The organism is Arenimonas composti TR7-09 = DSM 18010, from assembly GCF_000426365.1.
GTDB classification, from domain to species: Bacteria; Pseudomonadota; Gammaproteobacteria; order Xanthomonadales; family Xanthomonadaceae; genus Arenimonas; species Arenimonas composti.
This window is the reverse complement of sequence record NZ_AUFF01000013.1, coordinates 1-22,685: the sequence shown is the minus strand read 5'-3', so window position 1 is coordinate 22,685 and position 22,685 is coordinate 1. Positions and strand designations below refer to the sequence as shown.

The following is a 22,685-nucleotide window of genomic DNA, read 5'->3' as shown; positions in this document are numbered from 1 at the left end:
AGAATCGGCCGCAAGTCGTTGATTTCACTACACAGAGCGCGAGCCGACTGCGCTTGCGCCACTGCGGCTCGCGCCGCTCCCGGAGACCCGCCATGACCCTGATCGACCAGCTCAAGCCCCTGCGTTCGCACGCGGGCAAGATCCGCACTTCCGGCCTCGACGACGCCACCGTGCGGCGCCTCGGCGAGCGCTTCCCAGACCTGCGCGACGCCGTCGCCGCCGCGGTCGAGGCGCATGCGCGCATCGCCGGCGAGTTCGCCGAACTGCTGGAGCTCGACGAGCAGGCGCAGATCGAGGCGGTGCAGGCGGGCTTCGTGAACTTCTATCCGGACGATGCGGTGAACCCGTACGTCGCGCTGGCGGCGCGAGGCCCCTGGGTGATCACGCTGAAGGGCGCGGTACTGCACGACTCGGGTGGCTACGGCATGCTCGGCTTCGGGCACACGCCGGCGCCGGTGCTCGCCGCGATGGCGGCGCCGCAGGTGATGGCGAACGTGATGACCCCGTCGCTGTCGCAGCTGCGCTTCGACCGCGCGATGCGCGCCGAGATCGGCCACAGCCGCGGCGGCTGCCCCTACGAGCGCTTCATGGCGCTGAACTCGGGCTCGGAGGCGGTGTCGCTGGCCGCCCGCATCGTCGACATCAACGCCAAGGCGATGACCGAGGCGGGCGCCCGCCACGCCGGCCGCAGCGTCAAGCGCCTCGCGGTGAAGGGCGCCTTCCACGGCCGTACCGAGCGCCCGGCGATCTATTCCGATTCCACCCGCAAGGCCTACCTGGACCACCTCGCCAGCTTCCGCGACGAGACCAGCCTGCTGACCGTCGAGCCCTACTCGCTCGAACAGCTGCGCCAGGTGTTCGCCGATGCCGATGCCAACGGCTGGTTCATCGAGGCCATGTTCCTCGAGCCGGTGATGGGCGAAGGCGATCCGGGCCGGGCGGTGCCGGTCGAGTTCTATGCGCTCGCGCGCGAACTGACGAAGGCGCACGGTAGCCTGCTGCTTGTCGACTCGATCCAGGCCGGCCTGCGCGCGCACGGCGTGCTGTCGGTGATCGACTACCCGGGCTTCGAGGGCATGGAAGCGCCGGACCTGGAGACCTATTCGAAGGCGCTCAACGGCGGCCAGTACCCGCTCAGCGTGGTCGCCGCGACCCCGCGCGCCGCGGCGATCTACCGCAAGGGCGTCTACGGCAACACGATGACCGGCAACCCGCGCGCACTCGACATCGCCGCGACGGTGCTCGGCCAGCTGACGCCGGAGCTGCGCAGCAACATCCGCGAGCGTGGCCGCCAGTTCGTGCAGCGCCTGCTGGCGCTGAAGGACGAGCTCGGCGGGCTGATCACCAAGGTGCAGGGCACCGGCCTGCTGTTCAGCTGCGAACTCGACCCCGGTTTCAAGTGCTACGGCAGCGACTCGATCGAGGAGTACATGCGCGAGCGCGGCATCGGCGTGATCCACGGCGGCACCAACTCGCTGCGCTTCACCCCGCACTTCGCGGTGACCGAAGAGGAAGTCGAGCTGGTGATCGCGGCGGTCCGCACTGCGCTGCGCGAAGGCCCGCGCAAGACCCGGGCCGAGGCGGCCTGAAACGCTGAAAATCCTGCCGGGCGGCCCTGCCGGGGCCGCCTGAAACTCGGCGTTGTCTTTTTCCCGGCCCGGTGCGTCAATAGGCGGCGACGCCGGAATCGGCCGGCGGCACCGAACCAGGGGAACACCAGATGAAACGTTGGCTCATCGCCGCGGCGCTGGCCGCGGTGTGCACGTCCGCGACGGCCGCCGAGCTTCGCATCCGCAACCAGTCGCTGTGGGACATCCACTACCTGTACCTGTCCTCGACGAACGACCCGAACTGGGGTCCGGACCAGCTGGAAAGCGACATCCTCGAGGCCGGCGGCACCCTGCGCCTGCACGGCGTGTCCTGCGGCAACTACGACATCAAGCTGATCGACGAAGACAGCGACGTCTGCGAAATGCGCAACGTGCGCCTCTGCGGCGACAAGGTCTGGACCATCACGAGCGAAGCCCTGCTCGAGTGCCAGAACCGCCGCTGATCGCTTCGGCGTGGCGTGACTCGGAGCCCGGGGAAACCCGGGCTCTTTCTTTTCCAGCCGCGCTCCGTTCGCTTCAAAGCCCGGCGGCGCGCCGCCACAGCATCCGCGTGAACAGCGGCAGGCGGTCGGCGAGTCCCAGGGCGTGGCCCCGCAGCAGCACCGGCAGCATCGCGTCGCTGCTGAAGATGCGGTTGATGCCGTCGAAGGCGTGCGCGGCGGCGGTGTTCTCACTGCGGCGGCTGCGTTCCCAGCGCGCCAGCCGGTGCGCGGCGGCGAAATCGCTGCCGCGGTCGCGGGCATCGCGCCAGGTCGTGCGCAGTGCGGCGACGTCGCGCAGGCCGAGGTTGACGCCCTGCCCGGCCAGCGGATGCACGACGTGGGCGGCGTCGCCGGCGAGCACCACGCGGCCGGCGACGTAGTCCTTCGCCAGCTGCCGGCGCAGCGGGAACGCCGCCCGCGCCGATACCGACGTGACCTCGCCGAGGCGGGCGTCGAAGGCGCGGGTCAGCTCGCGCAGGAAGCCCGCCTCGTCGATCGCGAGCAGGCGCTCGGCCTCGGCGTCCGGCAGCGACCAGACGATCGAACAGCGGCCGTCGGCGAACGGCAGGAAGGCGAGCGGGCCACCCGGCAGGAAGCGTTGCCAGGCCGTGTCCCCGTGCGGCCGTTCGGTGCCGACGAAGGCGACGAGGCCGCGCTGGCCGTAGTCGTGGCGATCGACCGCGAAACCAGCGAGTTCGCGCACCCGCGAAGCGGCACCGTCGGCGCCGAGCACCAGGCGCGCGCGCAGGCGCTGGCCGCCGGCGAGTTCGACATCGACGCCCTCGGCATCCTGGGTGATTCCCGCCAGGCGTTCCGGGCACAGCCGCTGCAGCCGCGCTTCCTGCCCGGCCGCGGCCCAGAGGCGGTCGACCAGCAGGCCGTTCTCGACGATGTGGCCGAGCTGCGGCGCGCCGAACGCATCCGCGGAGAAGACCAGTTCGCCGCCACCGGCGGCGTCCCAGACGCGCATCGTCCGGTAGGCCTGGGCGCGGGCGGCGAGCACCTGCGGCCAGACGCCGAGGTCGGCCAGCAGCGCGGCATTGTCGGGCGCGAAAGCGAATACCCGCAGGTCGGGGTCGGAGGCCGACCACGGCTTCGGCGGGTGCGCCTCGACCAGCGCGACCTCGAGGCCGTCGCGCGCGGCGGCCAATGCCGCCGTCGTTCCGACCACGCCGGCGCCGATCACCACCAGGTCGAGCGGGCGGCGGCGGCTCATCGGCCCGCTCCGCGCGCGAGCGCCGGCACCTGCCCGCGGTAGCCCATCGCGCCGGCGGCGAGCGCCGCGCCGAGCCCGGGCACGCTGCCGAGCGCGGCCAGGCCGAGCGAGCGCAGCACGTGCATCGCCGGCGCCGGGTTCGCGGTGGCGCGCGCCAGGCCGTCGCTGAACGCGAGCGTGCGTTGGCGGTCCTCGCGGCGGTGGGCCTCGTGCTGCTGCAGCACCTCGGCGCGGCCGGGATCGGCACGCGCGGGATCCTGCGCCGCCAGTGCCTCGGCCAGGGTCAGGGCATCGCGCAGGCCGAGGTTGAAGCCCTGGGCGCCGATCGGATGCAGGGTCTGCGCGGCATTGCCGACCAGCACGAAGCGCGGCGCCGTCAGCCGTTCGGCGATGACGGCGACCAGCGGGTGCGCGCTGCGGGTGCCCACGCGGCGGATGCGGCCGGCGCGCCAGCCGAAGCGCTGCTGGAAATAGTCGGCGTAGGCGTCGTCGCCCATCGCCCGCACGCGCCCGGCGTCCTGGCTGGCGACGCCGCAGATCGCGCCGTAGTGGCCGCCGTGCATCGGCAGCAGCGCCACCGGCCCCTGTTCGCTGAAGCGCTCCCAGGCGCTGCCGTCGGGCGCGCGGTCGGCGACCAGGCTGCAGACGAACAAGGTCTGGCCGTAATCGTGTTCACGGGCGTCGATGCGGTGCGCGGCCCGCGCCAGCGACCGGCTGCCGTCGGCGGCGACCAGCAGGCGGCAGCGCAAGGTGGTCAGCGCACCGTCGCGTTCGATGTCGACTTCCGGCAGATCGGCCGACGGCCGCACCGCGACGACCTTCGCCGGCCGGTAACGGCCGAGCCCGGACACCTGCGCGACCCGCGCCTCGAGCGCGGCGCCGAGCTCGCGCGCGAGCACGACGCCGCCGAAGTGTTCGTGACCGAAGGCGGCCGCGTCCAGGCGCACGCTGCCGAAATCGCCGGCGCGGCTGACGTGGATGCGGCGGATCGGCGCCGGCGGCGTCGCCAGCCGCGGCAGCACGTCGAGCGCCGACAGCGCGTTCAGGCTCGCCTGCGCCAGCGCCAGCTTGCGCTCGTCGAAGCCGGGCGCACCGGTGGCCGGCTGGCTCGCCTCGACCTGGGCGACGTCGCGACCGCTGCCGTCGAGGGCACACACCAGCGCACTGCCGACCAGACCGCCACCGAGGACCAGGATGTCGTGCACGCGCGCGTCTTTCATCGTGCCGATGATAGCCGCCCACGCGTCGGCTAGAATGCCGGCCTGCCTCACGGAAGCCCCCACATGACCCGAGCGACCCGTTCCCGCCTGGCCGTCTTCACCGCGCTCGCGCTGGTGATGGCGGCGACCCGCCTGCACCACTTCGGCATCGTCCCGGACGCCTCCTGGGCGGTGTTCTTCGCTGCCGGCTTCTGGCTGCGCGACAGCCTGCGCTGGGCCTTCCCGGCGCTGATGGCGGTGGCGGTGCTGGTCGACTGGGCGGTGATCGGCAGCGCCGGCATTCCGTTCTGGAGCCACTACTGCGTGTCGCCCGGCTACTGGTTCCTGATCCCGGCGCACTTCAGCCTGTGGGCCGCCGGCAGCTACGTGCGCCGGCACGCCGAACCGCTGCGCTGGCGCACCGCGATGATCGCGCTGCCGGCGGTGGTGGCCAGCGCCACCGTCTGCCATTTCCTCGCGCAGGGCGGCTTCTACTGGCTGAGCAGCGTCGTCGCCGAGCCGACCGTCGCCGGCTGGGCGGCGAACTTCGGCCACTGGTATCCGCACTACCTCGGCGTGACGGTCGCCTATGTCGGCATCGCCGCGATGGTCCACGTGGCCGCGATGAAGCTGCTGCCGCGCGGCGTCGCCGAGACCGCGGCGCGCTGAGCCGATGGGCAACCGCCTGTCGAAGATCTACACGCGCACCGGCGACGACGGCAGCACCGGCCTCGGTGACGGCAGCCGGGTCGGCAAGGACTCGCCGCGCGTCGCCGCCTACGGCACCGTCGACGAGGCGAACTCGGCGATCGGCATCGTGCTCGCGAACGACCTCCCCGACGACGTGCGCGACCTGCTGGTCGCCGTGCAGCACCAGTTGTTCGACCTCGGCGGCGAGCTGTGCATCCCCGGCCACGCGGCGATCACCGCGGCCGACGTCGATCACCTGGAACGGCAGCTCGACCGCTTCAACGCCGACCTGCCGCCGCTGAAGGAATTCATCCTCCCCGGCGGTGGCGCCGCCGCCGCGCATTGCCACCTCGCCCGCACGATCTGCCGCCGCGCCGAGCGCGAGACGGTCGCGCTGTCGCGCCTGGAAGCCGTGCGCCCGGAAGCGATTCGCTACCTCAACCGCCTTTCCGACCTGCTGTTCGTCCTCGCCCGTGTCCTCGCCCGCGCCAGTGGTGCCGGGGAAGTGACGTGGAAGCACGAGCGCCGCCGGACTCCGTGACAGATGCCCAAGGTCCGCCTGCTCTCCCTCAGCCTCGCCCTCGCGCTCGCCGGCAACGCACGAGCCGACGACGTGCCGTCCGCGGGCGACGACTGGGCGCTGTGCCCCGCGGCGGAAACGCTGCCGCTGTTCCAGCCGCTGGCGACGGGCCCGGCGCCGGTGTCGAACAAGGTCGACATCGACGCCAGCGACTTCGTCTACGAGGAGAACCGCACCACCGCCCGCGGCGCCGTCGAACTGCGCCAGCAGGATCGCTGGCTGGGCACCGAGGAGCTGGTCTACCACCACGACAGCGAGACCTTCGAGAGCGCCGGCGAGGTGAAGTACCAGGACCGCCGGATGCGCTTCCTCGCCGGCGACGTGCACGGCAACCAGGCCGAGGATTCGCTGCGCCTGCGCGACGTGCAGTACCAGTTCAACGACCAGCTCGGCAACGGCCGCGCCGACGTCGCCACCGTGCAGGGCGAGGTCGGCCGCCTCGAAGGCGCGACCTATTCGACCTGCCCGCCCGGGCAGCGGCAGTGGGAATTCAGCGCCGGCAGCATCGAGGTCGACCAGGCCTCCGGCATGGGCACCGCGCGCGACGCCACCGTGCGCCTCGGCGGCGTGCCGGTGCTGTGGCTGCCCTACCTGCGCTTCCCGACCGACGAGCGCCGGCGCACCGGCCTGCTGGCGCCGAACCTCGGCTGGAACGACGACGACGGCCTGAAGTACGAGCAGCCGATCTACCTGAACCTGGCGCCGAACTACGACGCGACCCTGACGCCGCGCCTGTACGGCCGCCGCGGCCTGATGATCGGCGGCGAATTCCGCTACCTGCTGCCGCGCCACCATGGCGAGGTCGAGGCGCTGTGGCTGCCCGACGACCGCCGCGCCGACCGCGACCGCGGCCTGTTCCGCTGGCGCCACTTCTCGTCGCTCGACGCGCACTGGTACGCCAGCGCCGACCTCAACCACGTCAGCGACGACGAATACTTCGAGGACTTCGGCGATTCGCTGTCGGCGACCTCGGTGTCCCTGCTCAACAGCCGCGCCGGCCTGTACGGCCGCGGCCTCGGCTGGCACCTGAGCCTGGAAGCGCAGGACTGGCAGATCACCTCGCCGTGGCTGGCCCCGGGCGCCGAGCCCTACCGGGAGCTGCCGGCGCTGCGCGGCGCGTGGACGCGGCCGCTGCACGACTGGCTGGAGGTCGGCCTGCGCGGCGAGGCGGTGCGCTTCGACCACGACACCCTCGCCGACGGTACCCGCGTCGACCTGCAGCCCTTCCTGCGGCTGCCGTTCGGCGGCCCGGCCTGGTACGCGATGCCGGAATTCTCGTGGCGCTATACCCATTATTCGCTCGACCGCGCGCTGGTGCCGCCGGGCGGCGACGACAGCCCGAGCCGCAGCCTGCCGGTGATGAGCCTGGACGCCGGCGCCTTCTTCGAGCGCGAGTTCCAGTGGCGCGGCGAAGGCGTGGTGCAAACCCTCGAGCCGCGGCTGTTCTACCTGTACGCGCCGTACCGCGAGCAGGACCACCTGCCGCTGTTCGACACCCAGCCGCTGACCCTGTCCTGGCCCGGCCTGTTCCGCAGCAACCGCTTCAGCGGCGGCGACCGCCAGGCCGATGCCGACCAGGTGACCGTCGCCCTGACCAGCCGCGTCCTCGGCGCCGCCGACGGGCGCGAGTGGCTCAGCGCCAGCATCGGCCGCGTGCACTACTTCACGCCGCCGCGGGTGACGATCCCGGGCGCCCCGGCACTGTCGGACGAGGGCTCGGCCTGGGTCGTCGAGGCCAGCCTGTCGCCTTCGGGGAACTGGAACCTCGGCCTGGCCCACCAGTGGGACCCGGACGGCGAGCGCACCCCGCTGTCGGCCGTCCGCGGCCAGTGGCGCTTCGGCGACGGCGGTCTGGTGAACGCCTCCTACCGCTACCGCGAGGACCTGGTCGAGCAGACCGACCTGTCCTTCGTGCTGCCGGTGAGCCAGCAGTGGAGCGTGCTCGGCCGCTGGAACTGGTCGCTGCGCGACCACGCCAGCCTGGAGTCCCTGCTCGGCGTCGAATGGCGCAGCTGCTGCGTCGCCCTGCGGGTGGTGGCGCGCGAATACGTCCGTGAATTCACCGGCGAACAGCGCACCGGGATCTACATCGAGCTGCAGCTGAACGGCATCGGCGGGCTCGGCCGCGACACGGTCCGCCTGCTCGATGATGCTATCCTCGACTACTCCCGCTATTCCCGCTGAACCCCATCGCGCCGCCCCCGGCGCCGGAGCGTCCGACCGCATGAAAGCCGTTCTGCAATCCGCCCTGGCCGGGCTCCTGATCCTGTGCTGCGCACTCGCCCCGGCGGCGGCGCAGACGACCACCCTCGACGGCATCGTCGCCGTCGTCGACGAAGACGTGATCCTGCGCAGCGAACTCGACCGCGCGGTCGACAACATCATGGCCCGCTACGCCGACAACCCGCAGCAGCTGCCGCCGCGGCCGGTGCTCGAGCGCCAGGTGCTCGACAGCCTCGTGCTGATGCGCCTGCAACTGGCGCGGGCACAGGAATCCGGCGTGCGCGTCGCCGACGCCGAACTGGCCCAGGCCGCCCTCAGCGTCGCCCAGCGCAACCAGATGACCCCGGACCAGCTGCGCATGCGCCTGGCCCAGGACGGCATCCCGTACGAGGAGTTCCTCTCCAGCCTGCGCGACGAGATGACCATCGAGCGCATGCGCCAGAGTTACGTGCGCAGCCGCGTGCAGGTCAGCGAGACCGAGATCGACCAGCTGCTGTCGGTGCGCGACGTCGGCGGCACCGAGGTGCAGCTGGCGAACCTGCTGGTGGCGCTGCCGGACGGCGCGACCCCGGACCAGATCGCCACCGCCAAGCGCAAGATCGACGGCATCGTCGAACTGCTGCGCAAGGGCGAGATGGACTTCGCCGCCGCGGCGATCCGCTACTCCGACGCCCCGAACGCGCTCGACGGCGGCGACCTCGGCTGGCGCTCCTACGACGCCCTGCCGCCGGCCTTCGCGCCGCTGATCCAGTCGATGCAGCCGGGCCAGACCAGCGAACCGATCCGCGGCCCGAGCGGCTTCCAGCTGATCCATGTCGCCGGCACCCGCGAGCCGGGCCGGCAGACCATCCAGGAATACAGCGCGCACGGCCTGCTGATCCGCGTCACCCCGACCCTCAACGACGAGGCCGCGCGGCAGAAGGCGCAGGAACTGCGCGACCGCATCGCCAACGGCGAGGACTTCGCGGCGATCGCCAAGGCCGAGTCCGACGACACGCTGAGCCGCGGCGATGGCGGCAACATGGGCTGGTTCCCGGTCAATGCCTGGGGCACCGCGGTCGCGGCCCAGCTGCAGGCGCTGCCGGACGGCGGCCTGTCGCAGCCCTTCCGCAGCGACGTCGGCTGGCACGTGATCCGCCGCGACGGCGTGCGCGAGGCCGACGTCACCGAGCAGAACCGCCGCAACCAGGCGCGCGAGATCATCGCCCAGCGCAAGGCGGAGGAAGAGTTCGACCGCTTCCTGCGGCAGATGCGCTCCGAGGCCTATTTCGAAAGCCGCCTCGAGGCGCCGGCCGCGCCGGCGACGCCGCCCGCGGGCTGAGTGATGCGCCCGCGCCTGGCCCTGGTTCCCGGGGAACCGGCCGGCGTCGGCCCCGAACTCTGCGTCCGGCTGGCCCAGCAGCCGCCGGACGCCGACCTGGTCGCCTTCGCCGACCCCGCCACCCTGACCGCCGCCGCCGAGGCGCTGCGACTGCCGCTGAAACTGCTGTCCCCGGGCGAGCACGCCGGCCCCGGCGAGCTGGTGGTGAAGCCGGTGCCGCAGGCGACGCCGGTACGCTTTGGCCACGCGGATCCCGCCAACGCCGCCGCGGTCATCGGCGCCCTGCGCGAAGCCGGCGCCGCCTGCCTGCGCGGCGAGTTCCATGGCCTGGTCACCGGGCCGGTGAACAAGGCCAGCATCAATGCCGGCGGCATCGCCTATACCGGCACCACCGAACTGCTGGCCCGCCAGGCCGGGGTCGAGGTGGTGATGATGCTGGCGAACCCGACGTTGTGGGTCGCGCTCGCGACCACCCACCTGCCGCTGCGCGAGGTGCCGGACGCGATCACCCGGCCGCAGCTGACCCGGGTCATCCGCATCATCGACGCCGCGCTGCGCCGTGACTTCGGGCTGGCGCTGCCGCGCATCGCCGTGCTCGGCCTGAATCCGCATGCCGGCGAGCAGGGCCACCTGGGCCGCGAGGAGATCGAGGTGATCGAGCCGGTGATCGCGGCGCTGCGCGCCGACGGCCTGCGCCTGAGTGGCCCCTTCCCCGCCGACACCGCCTTCCTGCGCCCGCGCCTGGCGCAGTGCGACGTGGTGCTGGCGATGTACCACGACCAGGGCCTGCCGGTGCTCAAGCACGCCGGTTTCGAGGACGCGGTGAACCTGACGCTCGGCCTGCCCTACCCGCGCGTCGCGGTCGACCACGGCACCGCGCTGGAACTGGCCGGCCGCGGCGACGCCGATCCGTCGAGCCTGATCGCCGCCGCGGCCCTGTGCACCCAGCTCGCGCAGCGCCGCGTCGCCAGTTCGCCCCCCGTAGGAGCGCCTTCAGGCGCGATGCTCTTGAACGGCATCGCGCCTGCCGGCGCCAGGAGCATCGCGCCTGAAGGCGCCCACGGCATCGCGCCTGAAGGCGCTCCTACGGGATGGCCGGAAGGAGGAAGGCGCTGATGTCCGGGTTCAAGGCGCCACCGAAAAAGAACCTCGGTCAGCACTTCCTCGCCGACCGCAGCTATGTCGAGCGCATCGTGCTGGCGGTGAATCCGCAGCCGGGCGAGCGCCTGGTCGAGATCGGACCCGGCCAGGGCGCGATCACCTTCCCGCTGCTGCGCAAGCACGGCGAGCTGACGGTGATCGAGTTCGACCGCGACCTGATCACCCCGCTGATGGAGGCCTCGGAAGGCGTCGGCCGGCTGACGGTGATCCACAAGGACGTGCTGCAGGTCGACTTCACGAAGCTCGCCGGCGACGAGGGTGCGCTGCGCCTGGTCGGCAACCTGCCCTACAACATCTCCTCGCCGATCCTGTTCCACGCGCTGGAACACGCGGCGGTGGTGCGCGACATGCACTTCATGCTGCAGAAGGAAGTGGTCGACCGCATGGCCGCCGGCCCGGGCAGCAAGGTCTACGGCCGGCTCGGGGTGATGCTGCAGGCCTATTGCCGGGTCGAGGCGCTGTTCGACGTGCCGCCGGGGGCGTTCCGGCCGCCGCCGAAGGTGGATTCGGCGGTCGTGCGGCTGGTGCCGAAGGCGGCCGACAGCGTCGGCATCGCCGACCACGCGCTGTTCGCGCGCGTCGTCCGCGACGCCTTCGGCCAGCGTCGCAAGACCATCCGCAACGCGCTGCAGCAGGTCTGCGACGCCGCCGCGATCACCGCTGCCGGCCTGCGCCCGGAGGCACGCGCCGAGCAGCTCGAGGTCGCGGAGTTCGTGCAGCTGGCCAATCACCTCGCCGCGACGCGACCACGCGACGGAGCCGACTAGAATGGCCGGCATGGACGCCCCCACCTACGCGATCGAAGTCACCGCCGCGAGCCGCTATCTCGAGGATCAGTCGGTCCCGGAGGACGGCCGCTACGTGTTCGCCTACACGATCCGCATCACCAACACCGGCGACGTCGCGGCGCAGCTGCTGGCGCGGCACTGGATCATCACCGACGGCGACGGCGGCGTGCAGGAAGTCGAGGGCGAGGGCGTCATCGGCGAACAGCCGCACCTGCAGCCGGGCGAGCACTTCGAGTACACCTCCGGCGCGGTGCTGTCCACGCCCCTCGGCACGATGCACGGCAGCTACCGGATGCTGGCCGACGACGGCCACCGCTTCGAGGCGCCGATAGCGCCGTTCACCCTGACCATTCCGCGGACGCTGCACTGATGGCGACCTACGCGATCGGCGACGTCCAGGGCTGTTACGAGGCGCTGCAGCGCTTGCTCGAGAAGCTCCGCTTCGACCCCGCCGCCGACCGCCTGTGGTTCTGCGGCGACCTGGTCAACCGCGGCGGTCAGTCGCTGGAAACGCTGCGGCTGGTGCATTCGCTGGCCGCGCACAGCACCGTCGTGCTCGGCAACCACGACCTGTCGCTGCTGGCGATCTCGGCCCGCCGCGAGGGCGAGAAGCGCAAGGTCAACCCGGACCTGCAGCGCGTGCTGTTCGCCGACGACGCCGACACCCTGATCGGCTGGTTGCGCCGGCAGCCGCTGCTGCACGTCGACCGCCAGCTCGGCTTCGCGATGGTGCATGCCGGGCTGGCGCCGAAGTGGACGCTGGCGATCGCCGAACAGCGCGCCCGCGAGGTCGAGGAGAAGCTGCGTTCGGACGCCTTCTTCAAGCTGGTCAAGAACATGTACGGCGACAAGCCGGCGTGGTCGCCGAAGCTCACCGGCGTCGACCGCTGGCGGGCGATCATCAACGTGTTCACGCGGCTGCGTTACTGCACGCCCTCCGGGCGCATCGGCTTCGAGGACAAGGGCCGGCCCGGCACGCAGAAGCCCGGCATGTACCCGTGGTTCGAAGTGCCGGGCCACGCCCCGCGCGAGCTTCCCGTGGTCTGCGGGCACTGGTCGACGCTCGGCCTGTTCATGGGCCTGGGCATCTACGCGATCGACACCGGCGCGGTCTGGGGCGGCCAGCTCACGGCCCTGGAACTCGGCCCGGAGCTGCGCCTGCACCAGGTCACCGGCCGCGCCGTGGCGGCGGAACGCAAGACCGGCTGAGGCCGGCAACATGCCGCGCGTCGGCTGGAACCCGGGAAAACGGCCTTCCCGCCGCCATGGTGACCATAATGGCGACGTGAAACCGCTGCCCTGGAGGTGCCGCCCGTGATCCGCTCCGCCCTGTCCCCGTCCCTGCTCGCCGTCGCCCTGCTGGCCGTTTCCGCGAGCGGGCCCGTCGTCGCCCAGGCCGCGCCGCTGCCGTCGATGGCCGAACTGCCGGCGGCGCTCGCGCCCGGCAAGCAGGTGCTGGTCGCCCGCCAGCTCGGCCTGACCTCGGCCGAGGAAGCCGACTTCTGGCCGGTCTACGACAACTACCAGACCGCGGTGCGGGAGCTGCGCGAGAAGCGCATGCAGCTGGTCGCCGAGATCGCCGCCGCCGATGCGAAGCGCCTGGACCAGATCGCCCAGGAACTGGTGCAGATCGAGATCGACGAGGCCGACCTGCAGAAGCAGGTGCGCAGCCGTCTGCGCAACCGCGTCGAGGCGGGGAAGCTCGTGCGCTACCTGCTGCTCGAACAGATGGTCTCCGCGCTGGAGCGCAACGCCGCCTACTGACGGGGCGCTCAGGCGCGCGCGTAGTCGACGAATTCGAACGAGAACGGATGGCGGTCGTCGGCCGGATGCGGCGTGCGCGCGCTCACCGCCCATGCCGCCGGATCGAAGGCCGGGAAGAAGGCATCGGCGCCTTCGACCGCGGTGTCGACATGGGTCAGGAACATGCGCGTGGCGCGCGGCAGTGCCAGTGCGTAGACCTCGCCGCCGCCGATCACCATCAGCGGCGCACCGGCGACCGCGGCGATCGCCGCATCGAGCGAAGCCACCGCTTCCATGCCCGGCAACGGCGCCGCGGCGGCGCGGGTCAGCACCAGGTTGCGCCGTCCCGGCAAGGCGCGTCCGAGTGATTCGGCGGTCCTGCGCCCCATCAGCACCGGATGCCCGAGGGTCAGCGCCTTGAAGCGCTTCAGGTCGTCCGGGAGGTGCCAGGGCATCGCGTTGCCGCGGCCGATCGCGCGATTGCGGTCGAGCGCGGCGACCAGGACCAGCATCGTCAGACCGCCACCGGCGCCTTGATCGCCGGGTGCGGGTCGTAACCATGGATGGCGATGTCGTCGAAGCCCATCGTGAACAGGTCCGTCGCCGCCGCCTTCAGTTCCAGCCGCGGCAGCGGTCGCGGCGCGCGCGTGAGCTGCTCGCGCGCCTGTTCGAAATGGTTCGAATACAGGTGCGCGTCGCCCAGCGTGTGCACGAAGTCGCCGACGCCGAGCCCGCAGTGGCGCGCCACCATGTGCGTCAGCAGCGCATAGCTGGCGATGTTGAAGGGCACGCCGAGGAAGATGTCGGCGCTGCGCTGGTAGAGCTGGCAGCTCAGCTCGCCGTCGGCGACGTAGAACTGGAACAGCGCATGGCAGGGTTGCAGCGCCATCGCCGGCAGCTCGGCGACGTTCCAGGCGCTGACCACCAGCCGGCGCGAATCCGGATTGCGCTTCAGCTCCTCGATCACGTTCTTCAGCTGGTCGATCTCGCGGCCGTCCGGGCCGCTCCAGCGCCGCCACTGCTTGCCGTAGACCGGACCGAGCTCGCCGTTTTCGTCCGCCCACTCGTCCCAGATCGTGACCTTGTTCTCGCGCAGGTAGCCGATGTTGGTGTCGCCGCGCAGGAACCACAGCAGCTCGTGGATGATCGAGCGCAGGTGCAGTTTCTTGGTGGTGACCAGCGGGAAACCTTCGCGCAGGTCGAAGCGCATCTGCCAGCCGAACACCGAACGGGTGCCGGTACCGGTACGGTCGGCCTTCTCCGCGCCGTGTTCGAGCACGTGCCGCAACAGGTCGAGATACTGGCGCATCAGCCCGCCGCCTTGGCCGCGTCCGCGGCGGGTTGCGGTGGCACCACCGGCAGGGTCGGCGCCGAGCGCGACAGCCACAGCAGCACCGCGCCGACCGCCAGCAGCGGCAGCGACAGCACCTGGCCCATCGTCAGCCAGCCGAAGGCGAGATAACCGATGTCGGCGTCGGGCACGCGCACGAACTCCACCAGGAAGCGGAACAGGCCGTAGAGGATCGCGAACAGTCCGGCGACCGCGTAGCGCGGCCGCGGCCGCCGCGAATACCACAGCAGCACGACCGCCATCACCAGGCCCTCGAGCGCGGCCTGGTAGAGCTGCGACGGATGCCGGGCATAAGCGTCGAGCGCGCCGCTGGCATGCGCCTCGCGCAGCGCGTCCAGCGGCATGCCGTACCAGGGTTGCGGCAGCGCGGCCGGGAACACGACGCCCCAGTCGCCACCGGTCGGCTTGCCCCAGAGCTCGCCGCCGATGAAATTGCCGAGGCGGCCGAAGCCGAGTCCGGCCGGCACCAGCGGCGCCAGGAAGTCCATCGTGTCGAAGTAATGCAGCCGGCGCTTGCGCGACCACAGCCAGGCACCGGCCATCACCCCGAGCAGGCCGCCGTGGAAACTCATGCCGCCTTCGTTGATCTTCAGCACGTACAGCGGATCGGCGAGCGCGTGCTCCATGCCGTAGAACAGTACGTAGCCGAGGCGTCCACCGACGATCACGCCGAGCATGCCGTGGAAGATCAGGTCGCCGAAGCCTTCCTCGTCGACCCCGGGGAGTCGCCCGGCGCGGACGCGGCGGTTGCCCCACCACAGCGCGAATCCGAAGCCCAGCACGTACATGATCCCGTACCAGTGGATGCCGTACGGCCAGAAAGGCAGGCGGACGGCAAGGGGGTCGATCGCGTGCAGCCAGGTCATGCGCGCTCCGCGCGGCGGGAATGCGACCGATTATCCCCGACCACCCCGCTTCCGGGCCACCGTCGGGCAACGAGCACCACCGGCGAGGTTTTCGACAACGGATTCGCCCGGATCACCGCGGACAAGGCCGACGAAGGGTTTCGCGAAGTCGTGCGGCGGACCTCGTGAAGCCGCTCATCGGCATTGATCCGTGTGATCCGTTGTCGATGCCGTTCAGTCGACCGGAGCCGCGGCGGCGGCGGTGGCTTCGCGGTGGAGGGTGGCGGCGAAGTCGGTCGTCAGGGCGGCGTCGATCGCGTCCCAGGCCGGGCGGATCGACGGGTCGGTGTCGTAGCCCTCGACGACCAGCTGCGGCCGGCGGCCGCCGGGCAGCAGCATGAAGTGGAACGGATGCGCCGGATGGTCGGCCGGGGTCGTGATCACCACGCTGCGACCGTCGCTACAGGCGTAGATCAACCAGGTGCTGCCGCCGAAATCGCGCCGGGCGGGGCCGGTCTTGCACTCGAGCGTGCCGCGGGCCGCGGGAGAGGCGCCGGGCGCGGGCGCCGGGCGGTCGCAGGCCGCGAGCAGGGTCGCGGCGAGGAGGGTCGGGATCATGCGCATCTTCGTTCTCCGGCACATCCCTGTAGGAGCGCCTTCAGGCGCGATGCTATTCCCGAAAACAACGGCATCGCGCCTGAAGGCGCTCCTACAGGGGTTTCCGGCGTTTCTTGCGGCCGGCAAGGATGTTCAGGGTCTCGACGCCGGCCGAGAAGGCCATCGCGAAGTACAGGAACTTGCGGTCGATGTGGAATTCGAAGCCGTCGGCGATCAGCGCGACGCCGACCAGGATGATGAAGCTCAGCGCCAGCATCTTGACCGTCGGGTGGCGGTCGATGAAGTCGCCGATCGGGTTCGCCGCGAAGATCATGATCGCCACCGCGATCAGGATCGCGCCGACCATCACCCAGCGGTTGTCGACCATGCCGACCGCGGTGATCACCGAGTCGAGCGAGAACACGATGTCGATGATCGCGATCTGCGCGATCACGAAGCCGAACACCGCCGAGGGTTTGGTGCCGATGTCCTCTTCCTCGCCGCGGCCTTCGACCGAGTCGTGGATCTCCATCGTGCCCTTGACCAGCAGGAACAGGCCGCCGGCGATCAGCACCAGGTCGCGCACCGAGAAATCCATGCCGAACAGGCTGAACAGGTTGTTCTGCATGCTGGCCAGGAAGGCCAGTGACAGCAGCAGCATGATGCGGGTGACGCAGGCCAGCGCGAGGCCGAATCGGCGCGCCTTCGGCCGCTTCTCCGGCGGCAGCTTGCTGACCGCGATCGAGATGAACACCAGGTTGTCGATGCCGAGAACGATCTCGAGCGTCGACAGCGTCAGCAGTGCCAGCCAGATCTCGGTGCTGAAAATCCAATCCATCGTCCGAATGCCTCAGGAGTGCAGCCAGCGGGGCAGCAGGATCAGCGCCCAGCAGGCCAATACGTTGATGTCGGCCAGGAACACGGCCGCCGAACCCATGTCCTTCGCGCGGCCGGCGAGTTCGTGGTGTTCGCGACCGGCGCGGTCCACCGTCGCCTCGATCGCCGAGTTGATCACCTCGACCACCAGCACCAGCAGCATCGAGCCGACCAGGATCGCCCGCTCGACGCCGTCCTGGCCCAGCCACAGGGCCAGCGGCAGCAGCACGGCCAGCAGGTAGACCTCGAGCCGGAACGACGACTCGACCTGCCAGGTCGCCTTCAGGCCCTGCATCGACCAGACGAAGGCTTTCCAGGCGCGAAAGGGACTGCGCGGCGCGTGACTGCCCGAACTGTCCGCCATGTCAGGCCATCCCGGCGACACGGGCGTCGGCGGCGCGGCGCGACGGACGGGGCGGGACTTCGGGCATCACGGGACGGCTCGGTGGCGGAACCGCGGCATTCTGCCACATCCGCCGCCCCCCCCCGGAACCGGGACCCCGGCCCTTGCCCGAGCGGCAGCGGAAACGCACCATCCTCCGGGACCGGCGATGCCGGCTTCGTCGTTCGCAGGGAGTCGCCATGCACCAGTGGTTCTTCAGCTACAACGGCCAGTCCACGGGCCCGCTGGACCAGGCCCAGGCCGTCGCCCAGGCCGCGCGCAATCCCAACGGCTTCTGCTGGCGCGAGGGTTTCGCGGAGTGGATCCCGATCGCCGCCTGCGCCGAGCTGCGCCCGGCCGGGGCGCCGATGCCGGCACCGGTGGCGCCGCCGCGGCCGCCGGCAGGCGTGCCCGCGCGCGCGGACGTCATCGACTACACGATCCACGGCGAGGACATGCAATTCGTCGAGATCGAGCTCGATCCCGGCGAAAGCGCCGTCGCCGAGGCCGGGGCCATGATGTACAAGGACGCGGTCGTAGGCATGGAGACGATCTTCGGCGACGGCAACCAGAACGACAGCGGCGGCTTCATGGGCAAGCTGGTCGGCGCCGGCAAGCGCCTGCTGACCGGCGAAAGCCTGTTCACGACCGTGTTCTCGCATACCGGCGCGAGCGGCAAGGCGAAGGTCGCGTTCGCCGCGCCCTATCCCGGCACGATCGTGCCGATGACGCTGGGCAACTACGGCGGCACGATCATCGCCCAGAAGGACAGCTTCCTCTGCGCCGCGCGCGGGGTGCAGATCGGCATCTTCTTCCAGAAGAAGGTGATGACCGCGCTGTTCGGCGGCGAGGGTTTCATCATGCAGAAGCTCACCGGCGACGGCCTGGTCTTCGTGCACGCGGGCGGCACGATCATGGAACGCGAGCTGGCGCCCGGCGAGCGCCTCGACGTCGACACCGGCTGCATCGTCGCGATGACCAGCACGGTGAACTTCGACGTCAAGCCGGTCGGTGGGGTGAAGTCGATGCTGTTCGGCGGCGAGGGCGTGTTCCTCGCGACCGTCACCGGACCGGGCAAGGTCTGGATCCAGTCGCTGCCGTTCTCGCGGATGGCCGGGCGCATGATGCAGGCCGCCTACCAGCAGGGCGGCAGCCGCGGCGAGGGTTCGGTGCTCGGCGGGCTCGGCGGCATCCTGTCGGGCGACCGCAGCTTCTGAGGGGTGCGCAACTTCCTCACCGATCCACCGCCGGGCAGCGAACCGATGCCGCCGGGATTCGAGTGGATCTTCATCGTCACCTACGTCTTCGGCGCCGTGTTCCTGCATGCGCTGATCGTGCTGAACGTCCTCGCCGCGCGCGGCCTTCCCGAACGCCGGCGACGCGCGCTCTGCATCGTCGCGGCGGCGGTGAACTGCCTGCAGGTCCCGTTCGGCAGCGTGCTCGGCGTGCTCACTTTGATCGTGCTGACGAAGCCCGGGGTCAGGGACGCCTTCGACTGAGCGGGTGCCGGGGGCGCGGCTTCCCTGCCGGCCGCTGCGCGGCGCGCAGGAGCCGGCGGAAGGTCGGGCATTCGAAGTGGTTCGGGGCCGGGCAGCGCGCGGCGTGACGCAGGCCGTCGCGCAGGGCGCCGAGGCGGGCGATCGTCGCGTCGAGTTCGTCGGCTTTCGCCGCGAGTCTGGTCCGGTCGATCGCGGGCTGGCGGCCGCCGGCGAACATCGCGGCGATCTCGTCGAGGCTGAAGCCGGCCGAGCGCCCCAGCGACACCAGCGCCAGCCGCTCGAGTACGTCCGCCGCGAACACGCGGCGCAGGCCGGCGCGGCCGACCGCGCGGATCAGGCCCTTGGCCTCGTAATGGCGCAGCGTCGACGCCGGCAATCCGGAGCGTTGCGCGACCGTCGCGATATCCATGCCGATTCCCCTTGACCTCAAGTCGACTTGAAGTGCGATCGTGCGCTCGCCGCCCCGCCGGGGCAATCACGGAGCGAACGATGGACCTGCTGCTGCACACCGCCGCCGTCGGCATCGGCGCCACCGCGACGATGGATGCCTGGACCTGGGCCCGTCGGTGGCTGTTCGCGGTCCCGGCGCCGGACTACGCCCTGGTCGGGCGCTGGCTGGGGCATTTCCGCCGTGGGGTGTTCCGCCACGACGCGATCGCGCGCGCGACGCCGCTCCGGCACGAGGCCGTGCTCGGCTGGGGCCTGCACTACGTCACCGGCGTCGCCTTCGCGACCCTGCCCGTCGCCGTCGCGGGCACCGGCTGGCTGGCGGCGCCGACCCTGCTTCCGGCGCTCGCGGCCGGTGTCGCCACGGTGCTCGCGCCCTTCCTGCTGCTGCAGCCCGGGCTCGGCGCCGGCCTGTTCGCGCGCCGCACGCCGCGGCCGTGGCACGCGCGCCTGCACAGCCTCGGCAACCACGCCGTCTTCGGCCTGGGCCTCTACCTCGCCGCGACCGCCCTCCAACTCACCCGATGAACACCAGGAGTTACCGATGAAGATTCCGCAACGTCACGCCCCGATCCTGTTCGCCGCCCTGCTGTCGGCGATCATGGTCGCGATCGTCTCCGCGTTCGTGATCGCGACGAACCAGGGCATCACCGCCGGTTTCGCCTACCGCTGGGCGCGTGCCTGCGCGACCACGTGGCCGGTGGCATTTCCGACCGTGCTGGTCGTGGCGCCGCTGGTGCGCCGGGTCGTCGCCCGGTTCACTGCCTGAGGTATTCAGGGCGCCGCGAAGTCCACGGCGACCGCATTGCGGCCGCCATGCTTGGCGCGGTACAGCGCCTGGTCGGCGCCCTGCACCAGCCCGTCCGGCGCCGGCGCCTGCGGCGGTGGCCGGGTGGCGACGCCGAGGCTGATCGTGACGACCCCGCGCAGTGGATTGCCCTGGTGCGGGATCGCCAGCGCCTCGACGCGCGCACGCAGCCGCTCGGCGAGGGCATGGGCGGTCGCGGCATCGGTGCGTGGCAGCAGCACCGCGAATTCCTCGCCGCCGTAGCGCGCGACCAGCGCATCCTCGACCTCGACACCGGTCGCCAGCGCTTCCGCGACCTGCTGCAGGCAATGATCGCCGGCGACATGGCCGTAGAGGTCGTTGTAGGACTTGAACCAGTCGATATCGCCCATCAGCAGCGACAGCGGTTCGCCGTGGTGCAGCGCGTGCTGCCACAGGCGCTCGATCGCGGCGTCGAAGGCGCGACGGTTGCCGAGCCCGGTCAGGCCGTCGGTGGTCGACAGCGCGCGCAGCCGGTCCTGCGCCTTCTGCAGTTCGCCGAGATGGGCGGCGAGGTCCTCGTTCATCCGCGCCAGCCGGTCGGCGGCGCGCCGCTGCCGCAGCAGGCCGACGGTGAATACGACGATGAGCAGCAGCACCAGGCCGCTGATCGCCAGCGCGAACGCGCGGTACCGCGCCAGCGTCGCCAGCCATTCGTGCGCGTTCACGTCCATGCCGAGCACGGCGACGATCTCGCCTTCGCCGTCGCGCACCGGTGCCAGGCCGGTGACCCAGTAGCCCCAGCGGTCGCGCGAGGGCGGCTCCACCGCCGGCACCCCGCTCTCCCAGACACCGAGGATCTGCGCCGACGGACCGTCGTAGCGGTCGCCCGGCGCCGAATAGTCCGCGGAGCCGGGGTCCTCGGCATCGGCGAGGAAGACCAGGGTGCCGTCGCGATCGCGACGCATCAGGTAGACGAAGCGGAAATCCGGATTGACGGCGCGGGCGCGGCGCAGTTCGTCGCGCACCGCCGCCAGCATCGCGGTGCCGGTATCGGCGCGGGTGCCGCGCAAGTCGCCGATGCGCTCGCCGTCGAGCACCGCGGCGAGGGTGCGCGCGAGCGCGATGACGCGTTCGCGCTCGAGGCGCTCGCCCTTGGCCACCACCCACTGGGTGAAGAAGACCGCCGCCAGCGCCGCGGCGACGAACAGCGCCGCACCGGCGAGCAGCGGTCGGCGCAGCGAGGGGGGCGGGCGATTGGTGGGTTCGGGCATGAGCGAAGTCTAGCCGCGGCGCGGCAGCCGCGTTCGCCGAGGGGCCCGCCGCCGAGCCGCTCAGTCGGCGGCGGCCTCGGGCGCCGCGAAGCCGCCGCCGTAGATGCCGCTGCGGTCGAAGCAGCAGACCTTGCGCTTGCCGTGGGCGAGCATGTCCATCGCCGCGGCGATGCGCTTCGCGCGGGTCTCGGCCCTTTTCGCCAGCACGATCCAGTCGATCCAGTCGCGCCGGTGGGCGGCCTTCAGGCCGGTCCAGGCGGCGCGCACGTCGGCGGTGGTTGCGGCGAGCGCGGCGGCGAGGTCGTCCGGCACCTCCGGCTCCGGTTCGTCGGCGGCCGGCGCGACCACGACCTCCACGGTGTCGCCGGGGCCGACGCCGCCGGCGGCGAGCAGCGCGGCGTCCACCTTCAGCCAGTGCCCGCCCTGTCCGTCCGGCGGCAGTGGTGCATGCAGGCGTGCGCCGGCGAGCGTGCCCTCGACGCCGACGGTGCCGCGGCTCGGCAACGCCTCGCTGGCCGCGGCGGGCAGGCGCAGGAATGCCCAGTCGGCGTGTTCGGGTTCGGCCGGGCGTCGCAGCACGGCGGTGAAGGTGATCGGGTCGCGGGATTTCCGTTTCGCCATTGGTCCACCTCGGTCTGGGAGACGCATCGTCAACGACCGGAACCAGTATCAACCCTTGGTCGTTCATCGTTGTCCACCGGCTCCCCGGCGGTGACCTGGTCGCACTCGAGCAGCAAAAGCGCAGCATATCGCGCGTTCCTTGCACCGCCGACAGTCGATCGCCGGCGTAGTCGATAAAGCTCAGCAGCAGACGGAGGAGATCGCAACTCGCTGCCAGCTGTGGCGTAGAAACGTGAACACGATGGACTGCACGCGGTGAACGTGAAAGCCAATCCGTTCGCGTCGGGAAACCAGCCACTGCGCTCCGAGAGCCGAGGCAGCCGAGTCACGTGCGCACTCACATGAATCATTGCTACCTGGCGTTCGTCCGCTGCTTCGGGGGCGGATCGCGCCGCGGTCGCGGAGAACACGAACGGCCGCAGCATCGCCGACATCGCTGCGCACGGATCATCTCCGCGCCCGCGGGGACCACCGGAAGCGGTGGACGTGGACGACGCTAACGACCGGATCATCCCAGCGCCAGCGGGGAACACCTGCGCGACCTGGTGGAGGCGCCGGCGCGAGGCGGATCACCCCCACGCCCGCGGGGAACACCCCTGCGTGTGCATCGTGAAGTCCTTGCCGGACCCCGCGCTCGCGGGGAACACCCGACGACGATCGCGATCGGCACGAGCCAGACCGGATCATCTCTGCGCTCGCGGCGAACACCTCCGCATGGTGACCCGAATCCTGCCGGCGGCCGGATCATCCCCGCGCTCGCGGGGAACACAAGTCGTGCCAGGTGGCGAGCTGCTCGTTCCACGGATCATCCCAGCGCTCGCGGGGAACACATGCCGGAGTTCGGCTGGCCGCTGCCGCCATTCGAATCATCCCCGCGCTCGCGGGGGACACGGCCGCGCCTGGTGCGTGCGCCGCTACCACCACGAATCATCCCCGCGCTCGCGGGGAACACCCTGATCCCGGAGAGACGACATGACCACCGTTCGGATCATCCCCGCGCTCGCGGGGAACACC

General features: G+C 71.3%; 25 protein-coding genes and 1 pseudogene. 15 read left to right on the top strand and 11 right to left on the bottom strand.

Annotation, left to right across the window (positions count from 1 at the left end; genetic code table 11):
• The first annotated feature begins 92 nt into the window (after nucleotides 1-92).
• Nucleotides 93-1,589: an aminotransferase class III-fold pyridoxal phosphate-dependent enzyme gene (locus K311_RS0112755; protein ID WP_026817629.1), complete on the top strand. Its 1,497-nt coding sequence runs from the start codon at nucleotides 93-95 to the stop codon at nucleotides 1,587-1,589.
• Between the two features lie 131 nt (nucleotides 1,590-1,720).
• A complete protein-coding gene (locus K311_RS0112750; RefSeq protein WP_026817628.1) occupies nucleotides 1,721-2,053 on the top strand; it encodes a hypothetical protein in 333 nt (110 codons plus the stop codon).
• Between the two features lie 73 nt (nucleotides 2,054-2,126).
• Here K311_RS0112750 and K311_RS0112745 read toward each other — a convergent pair whose 3' ends face one another.
• Both K311_RS0112745 and ubiH read right to left on the bottom strand, forming a co-directional pair.
• Nucleotides 2,127-3,308, bottom strand: a complete 1,182-nt coding sequence (locus tag K311_RS0112745) for an FAD-dependent oxidoreductase (RefSeq protein WP_026817627.1) — start codon at nucleotides 3,306-3,308, stop codon at nucleotides 2,127-2,129.
• Nucleotides 3,305-4,528: a 2-octaprenyl-6-methoxyphenyl hydroxylase gene (gene ubiH, locus K311_RS0112740; RefSeq protein ID WP_026817626.1), complete on the bottom strand. Its 1,224-nt coding sequence runs from the start codon at nucleotides 4,526-4,528 to the stop codon at nucleotides 3,305-3,307. The genes K311_RS0112745 and ubiH overlap by 4 nt, the downstream gene beginning before the upstream one ends.
• Before the next feature lie 63 nt (nucleotides 4,529-4,591).
• Between ubiH and K311_RS0112735 the strand changes: the two genes are divergently transcribed.
• From K311_RS0112735 to K311_RS0112695, 9 genes and pseudogenes are all read left to right on the top strand, one after another.
• Nucleotides 4,592-5,176, top strand: a complete 585-nt coding sequence (locus K311_RS0112735) for a hypothetical protein (RefSeq protein ID WP_026817625.1) — start codon at nucleotides 4,592-4,594, stop codon at nucleotides 5,174-5,176.
• A gap of 4 nt (nucleotides 5,177-5,180) precedes the next feature.
• Nucleotides 5,181-5,738, top strand: a complete 558-nt coding sequence (locus tag K311_RS0112730) for a cob(I)yrinic acid a,c-diamide adenosyltransferase (protein WP_026817624.1) — start codon at nucleotides 5,181-5,183, stop codon at nucleotides 5,736-5,738.
• 3 nt (nucleotides 5,739-5,741) lie between these two features.
• Nucleotides 5,742-7,961: an LPS assembly protein LptD gene (lptD, locus tag K311_RS16945; protein ID WP_051240127.1), complete on the top strand. Its 2,220-nt coding sequence runs from the start codon at nucleotides 5,742-5,744 to the stop codon at nucleotides 7,959-7,961.
• A 40-nt stretch (nucleotides 7,962-8,001) separates the two neighbouring features.
• Complete coding sequence (locus tag K311_RS0112720; RefSeq protein ID WP_026817623.1) at nucleotides 8,002-9,321, top strand: peptidylprolyl isomerase; 1,320 nt, start codon at nucleotides 8,002-8,004, stop codon at nucleotides 9,319-9,321.
• A gap of 3 nt (nucleotides 9,322-9,324) precedes the next feature.
• Nucleotides 9,325-10,284, top strand: a pseudogene (gene pdxA, locus K311_RS16940) (4-hydroxythreonine-4-phosphate dehydrogenase PdxA); the annotation flags it as partial.
• A gap of 152 nt (nucleotides 10,285-10,436) precedes the next feature.
• Nucleotides 10,437-11,249, top strand: coding sequence for a 16S rRNA (adenine(1518)-N(6)/adenine(1519)-N(6))-dimethyltransferase RsmA (gene rsmA / locus K311_RS0112710; RefSeq protein ID WP_154659559.1), 813 nt, complete (start codon nucleotides 10,437-10,439; stop codon nucleotides 11,247-11,249).
• 10 nt (nucleotides 11,250-11,259) lie between these two features.
• Nucleotides 11,260-11,640 (top strand): Co2+/Mg2+ efflux protein ApaG, encoded by a 381-nt coding sequence (apaG, locus tag K311_RS0112705; RefSeq protein ID WP_026817621.1) that lies wholly within the window; start codon nucleotides 11,260-11,262, stop codon nucleotides 11,638-11,640.
• A complete protein-coding gene (locus tag K311_RS0112700; RefSeq protein ID WP_026817620.1) occupies nucleotides 11,640-12,479 on the top strand; it encodes a symmetrical bis(5'-nucleosyl)-tetraphosphatase in 840 nt (279 codons plus the stop codon). Before apaG ends, K311_RS0112700 begins: the two co-directional genes overlap by 1 nt.
• A gap of 105 nt (nucleotides 12,480-12,584) precedes the next feature.
• Nucleotides 12,585-13,034 carry a hypothetical protein gene (locus tag K311_RS0112695; RefSeq protein WP_154659558.1) on the top strand — a complete coding sequence of 150 codons (450 nt, stop codon included), beginning with the start codon at nucleotides 12,585-12,587 and terminating at the stop codon, nucleotides 13,032-13,034.
• An 8-nt stretch (nucleotides 13,035-13,042) separates the two neighbouring features.
• Here the strand turns inward: K311_RS0112695 and K311_RS0112690 are convergent, their stop codons facing one another.
• From K311_RS0112690 to K311_RS0112665, 6 genes are all read right to left on the bottom strand, one after another.
• On the bottom strand, nucleotides 13,043-13,525 hold the full coding sequence (locus K311_RS0112690) for a dihydrofolate reductase (protein WP_026817618.1): 483 nt from the start codon (nucleotides 13,523-13,525) through the stop codon (nucleotides 13,043-13,045).
• A gap of 2 nt (nucleotides 13,526-13,527) precedes the next feature.
• Complete coding sequence (locus K311_RS0112685; protein ID WP_026817617.1) at nucleotides 13,528-14,322, bottom strand: thymidylate synthase; 795 nt, start codon at nucleotides 14,320-14,322, stop codon at nucleotides 13,528-13,530.
• Entirely contained in the window at nucleotides 14,322-15,230 is a 909-nt protein-coding gene (gene lgt, locus K311_RS0112680; RefSeq protein WP_026817616.1) for a prolipoprotein diacylglyceryl transferase, read from the bottom strand. The genes K311_RS0112685 and lgt overlap by 1 nt, the downstream gene beginning before the upstream one ends.
• A 213-nt stretch (nucleotides 15,231-15,443) precedes the next feature.
• A complete protein-coding gene (locus K311_RS0112675) occupies nucleotides 15,444-15,827 on the bottom strand; it encodes a hypothetical protein (RefSeq protein WP_026817615.1) in 384 nt (127 codons plus the stop codon).
• A 91-nt stretch (nucleotides 15,828-15,918) separates the two neighbouring features.
• On the bottom strand, nucleotides 15,919-16,644 hold the full coding sequence (locus tag K311_RS0112670) for a TerC family protein (RefSeq protein ID WP_026817614.1): 726 nt from the start codon (nucleotides 16,642-16,644) through the stop codon (nucleotides 15,919-15,921).
• A 12-nt stretch (nucleotides 16,645-16,656) separates the two neighbouring features.
• Entirely contained in the window at nucleotides 16,657-17,046 is a 390-nt protein-coding gene (locus K311_RS0112665) for a diacylglycerol kinase (protein WP_026817613.1), read from the bottom strand.
• A gap of 218 nt (nucleotides 17,047-17,264) precedes the next feature.
• Here K311_RS0112665 and K311_RS0112660 point away from each other — a divergent pair, with 218 nt between their 5' ends.
• Entirely contained in the window at nucleotides 17,265-18,281 is a 1,017-nt protein-coding gene (locus K311_RS0112660; RefSeq protein WP_026817612.1) for a TIGR00266 family protein, read from the top strand.
• A gap of 3 nt (nucleotides 18,282-18,284) precedes the next feature.
• Nucleotides 18,285-18,563 (top strand): hypothetical protein, encoded by a 279-nt coding sequence (locus K311_RS16935; protein WP_051240125.1) that lies wholly within the window; start codon nucleotides 18,285-18,287, stop codon nucleotides 18,561-18,563.
• Here K311_RS16935 and K311_RS0112650 read toward each other — a convergent pair.
• On the bottom strand, nucleotides 18,544-18,972 hold the full coding sequence (locus K311_RS0112650) for a helix-turn-helix domain-containing protein (RefSeq protein WP_043797856.1): 429 nt from the start codon (nucleotides 18,970-18,972) through the stop codon (nucleotides 18,544-18,546). The genes K311_RS16935 and K311_RS0112650 overlap by 20 nt on opposite strands.
• Nucleotides 18,973-19,052: 80 nt before the next feature.
• Here K311_RS0112650 and K311_RS0112645 point away from each other — a divergent pair, with 80 nt between their 5' ends.
• Nucleotides 19,053-19,538, top strand: coding sequence for a DUF2938 domain-containing protein (locus K311_RS0112645; RefSeq protein WP_026817610.1), 486 nt, complete (start codon nucleotides 19,053-19,055; stop codon nucleotides 19,536-19,538).
• A 16-nt stretch (nucleotides 19,539-19,554) separates the two neighbouring features.
• The gene (locus K311_RS0112640; protein ID WP_026817609.1) at nucleotides 19,555-19,779 is read left to right on the top strand and encodes a DUF2798 domain-containing protein; all 225 of its coding nucleotides are present in this window, start codon (nucleotides 19,555-19,557) and stop codon (nucleotides 19,777-19,779) included.
• A gap of 5 nt (nucleotides 19,780-19,784) precedes the next feature.
• On the opposite strand, the gene K311_RS17865 is transcribed toward K311_RS0112640, so the two are convergent.
• Both K311_RS17865 and K311_RS0112630 read right to left on the bottom strand, forming a co-directional pair.
• On the bottom strand, nucleotides 19,785-21,050 hold the full coding sequence (locus K311_RS17865; RefSeq protein ID WP_051240123.1) for a sensor domain-containing diguanylate cyclase: 1,266 nt from the start codon (nucleotides 21,048-21,050) through the stop codon (nucleotides 19,785-19,787).
• A 60-nt stretch (nucleotides 21,051-21,110) separates the two neighbouring features.
• The gene (locus K311_RS0112630; RefSeq protein ID WP_026817608.1) at nucleotides 21,111-21,671 is read right to left on the bottom strand and encodes a YdeI/OmpD-associated family protein; all 561 of its coding nucleotides are present in this window, start codon (nucleotides 21,669-21,671) and stop codon (nucleotides 21,111-21,113) included.
• Between the last annotated feature and the right edge of the window lie 1,014 nt (nucleotides 21,672-22,685).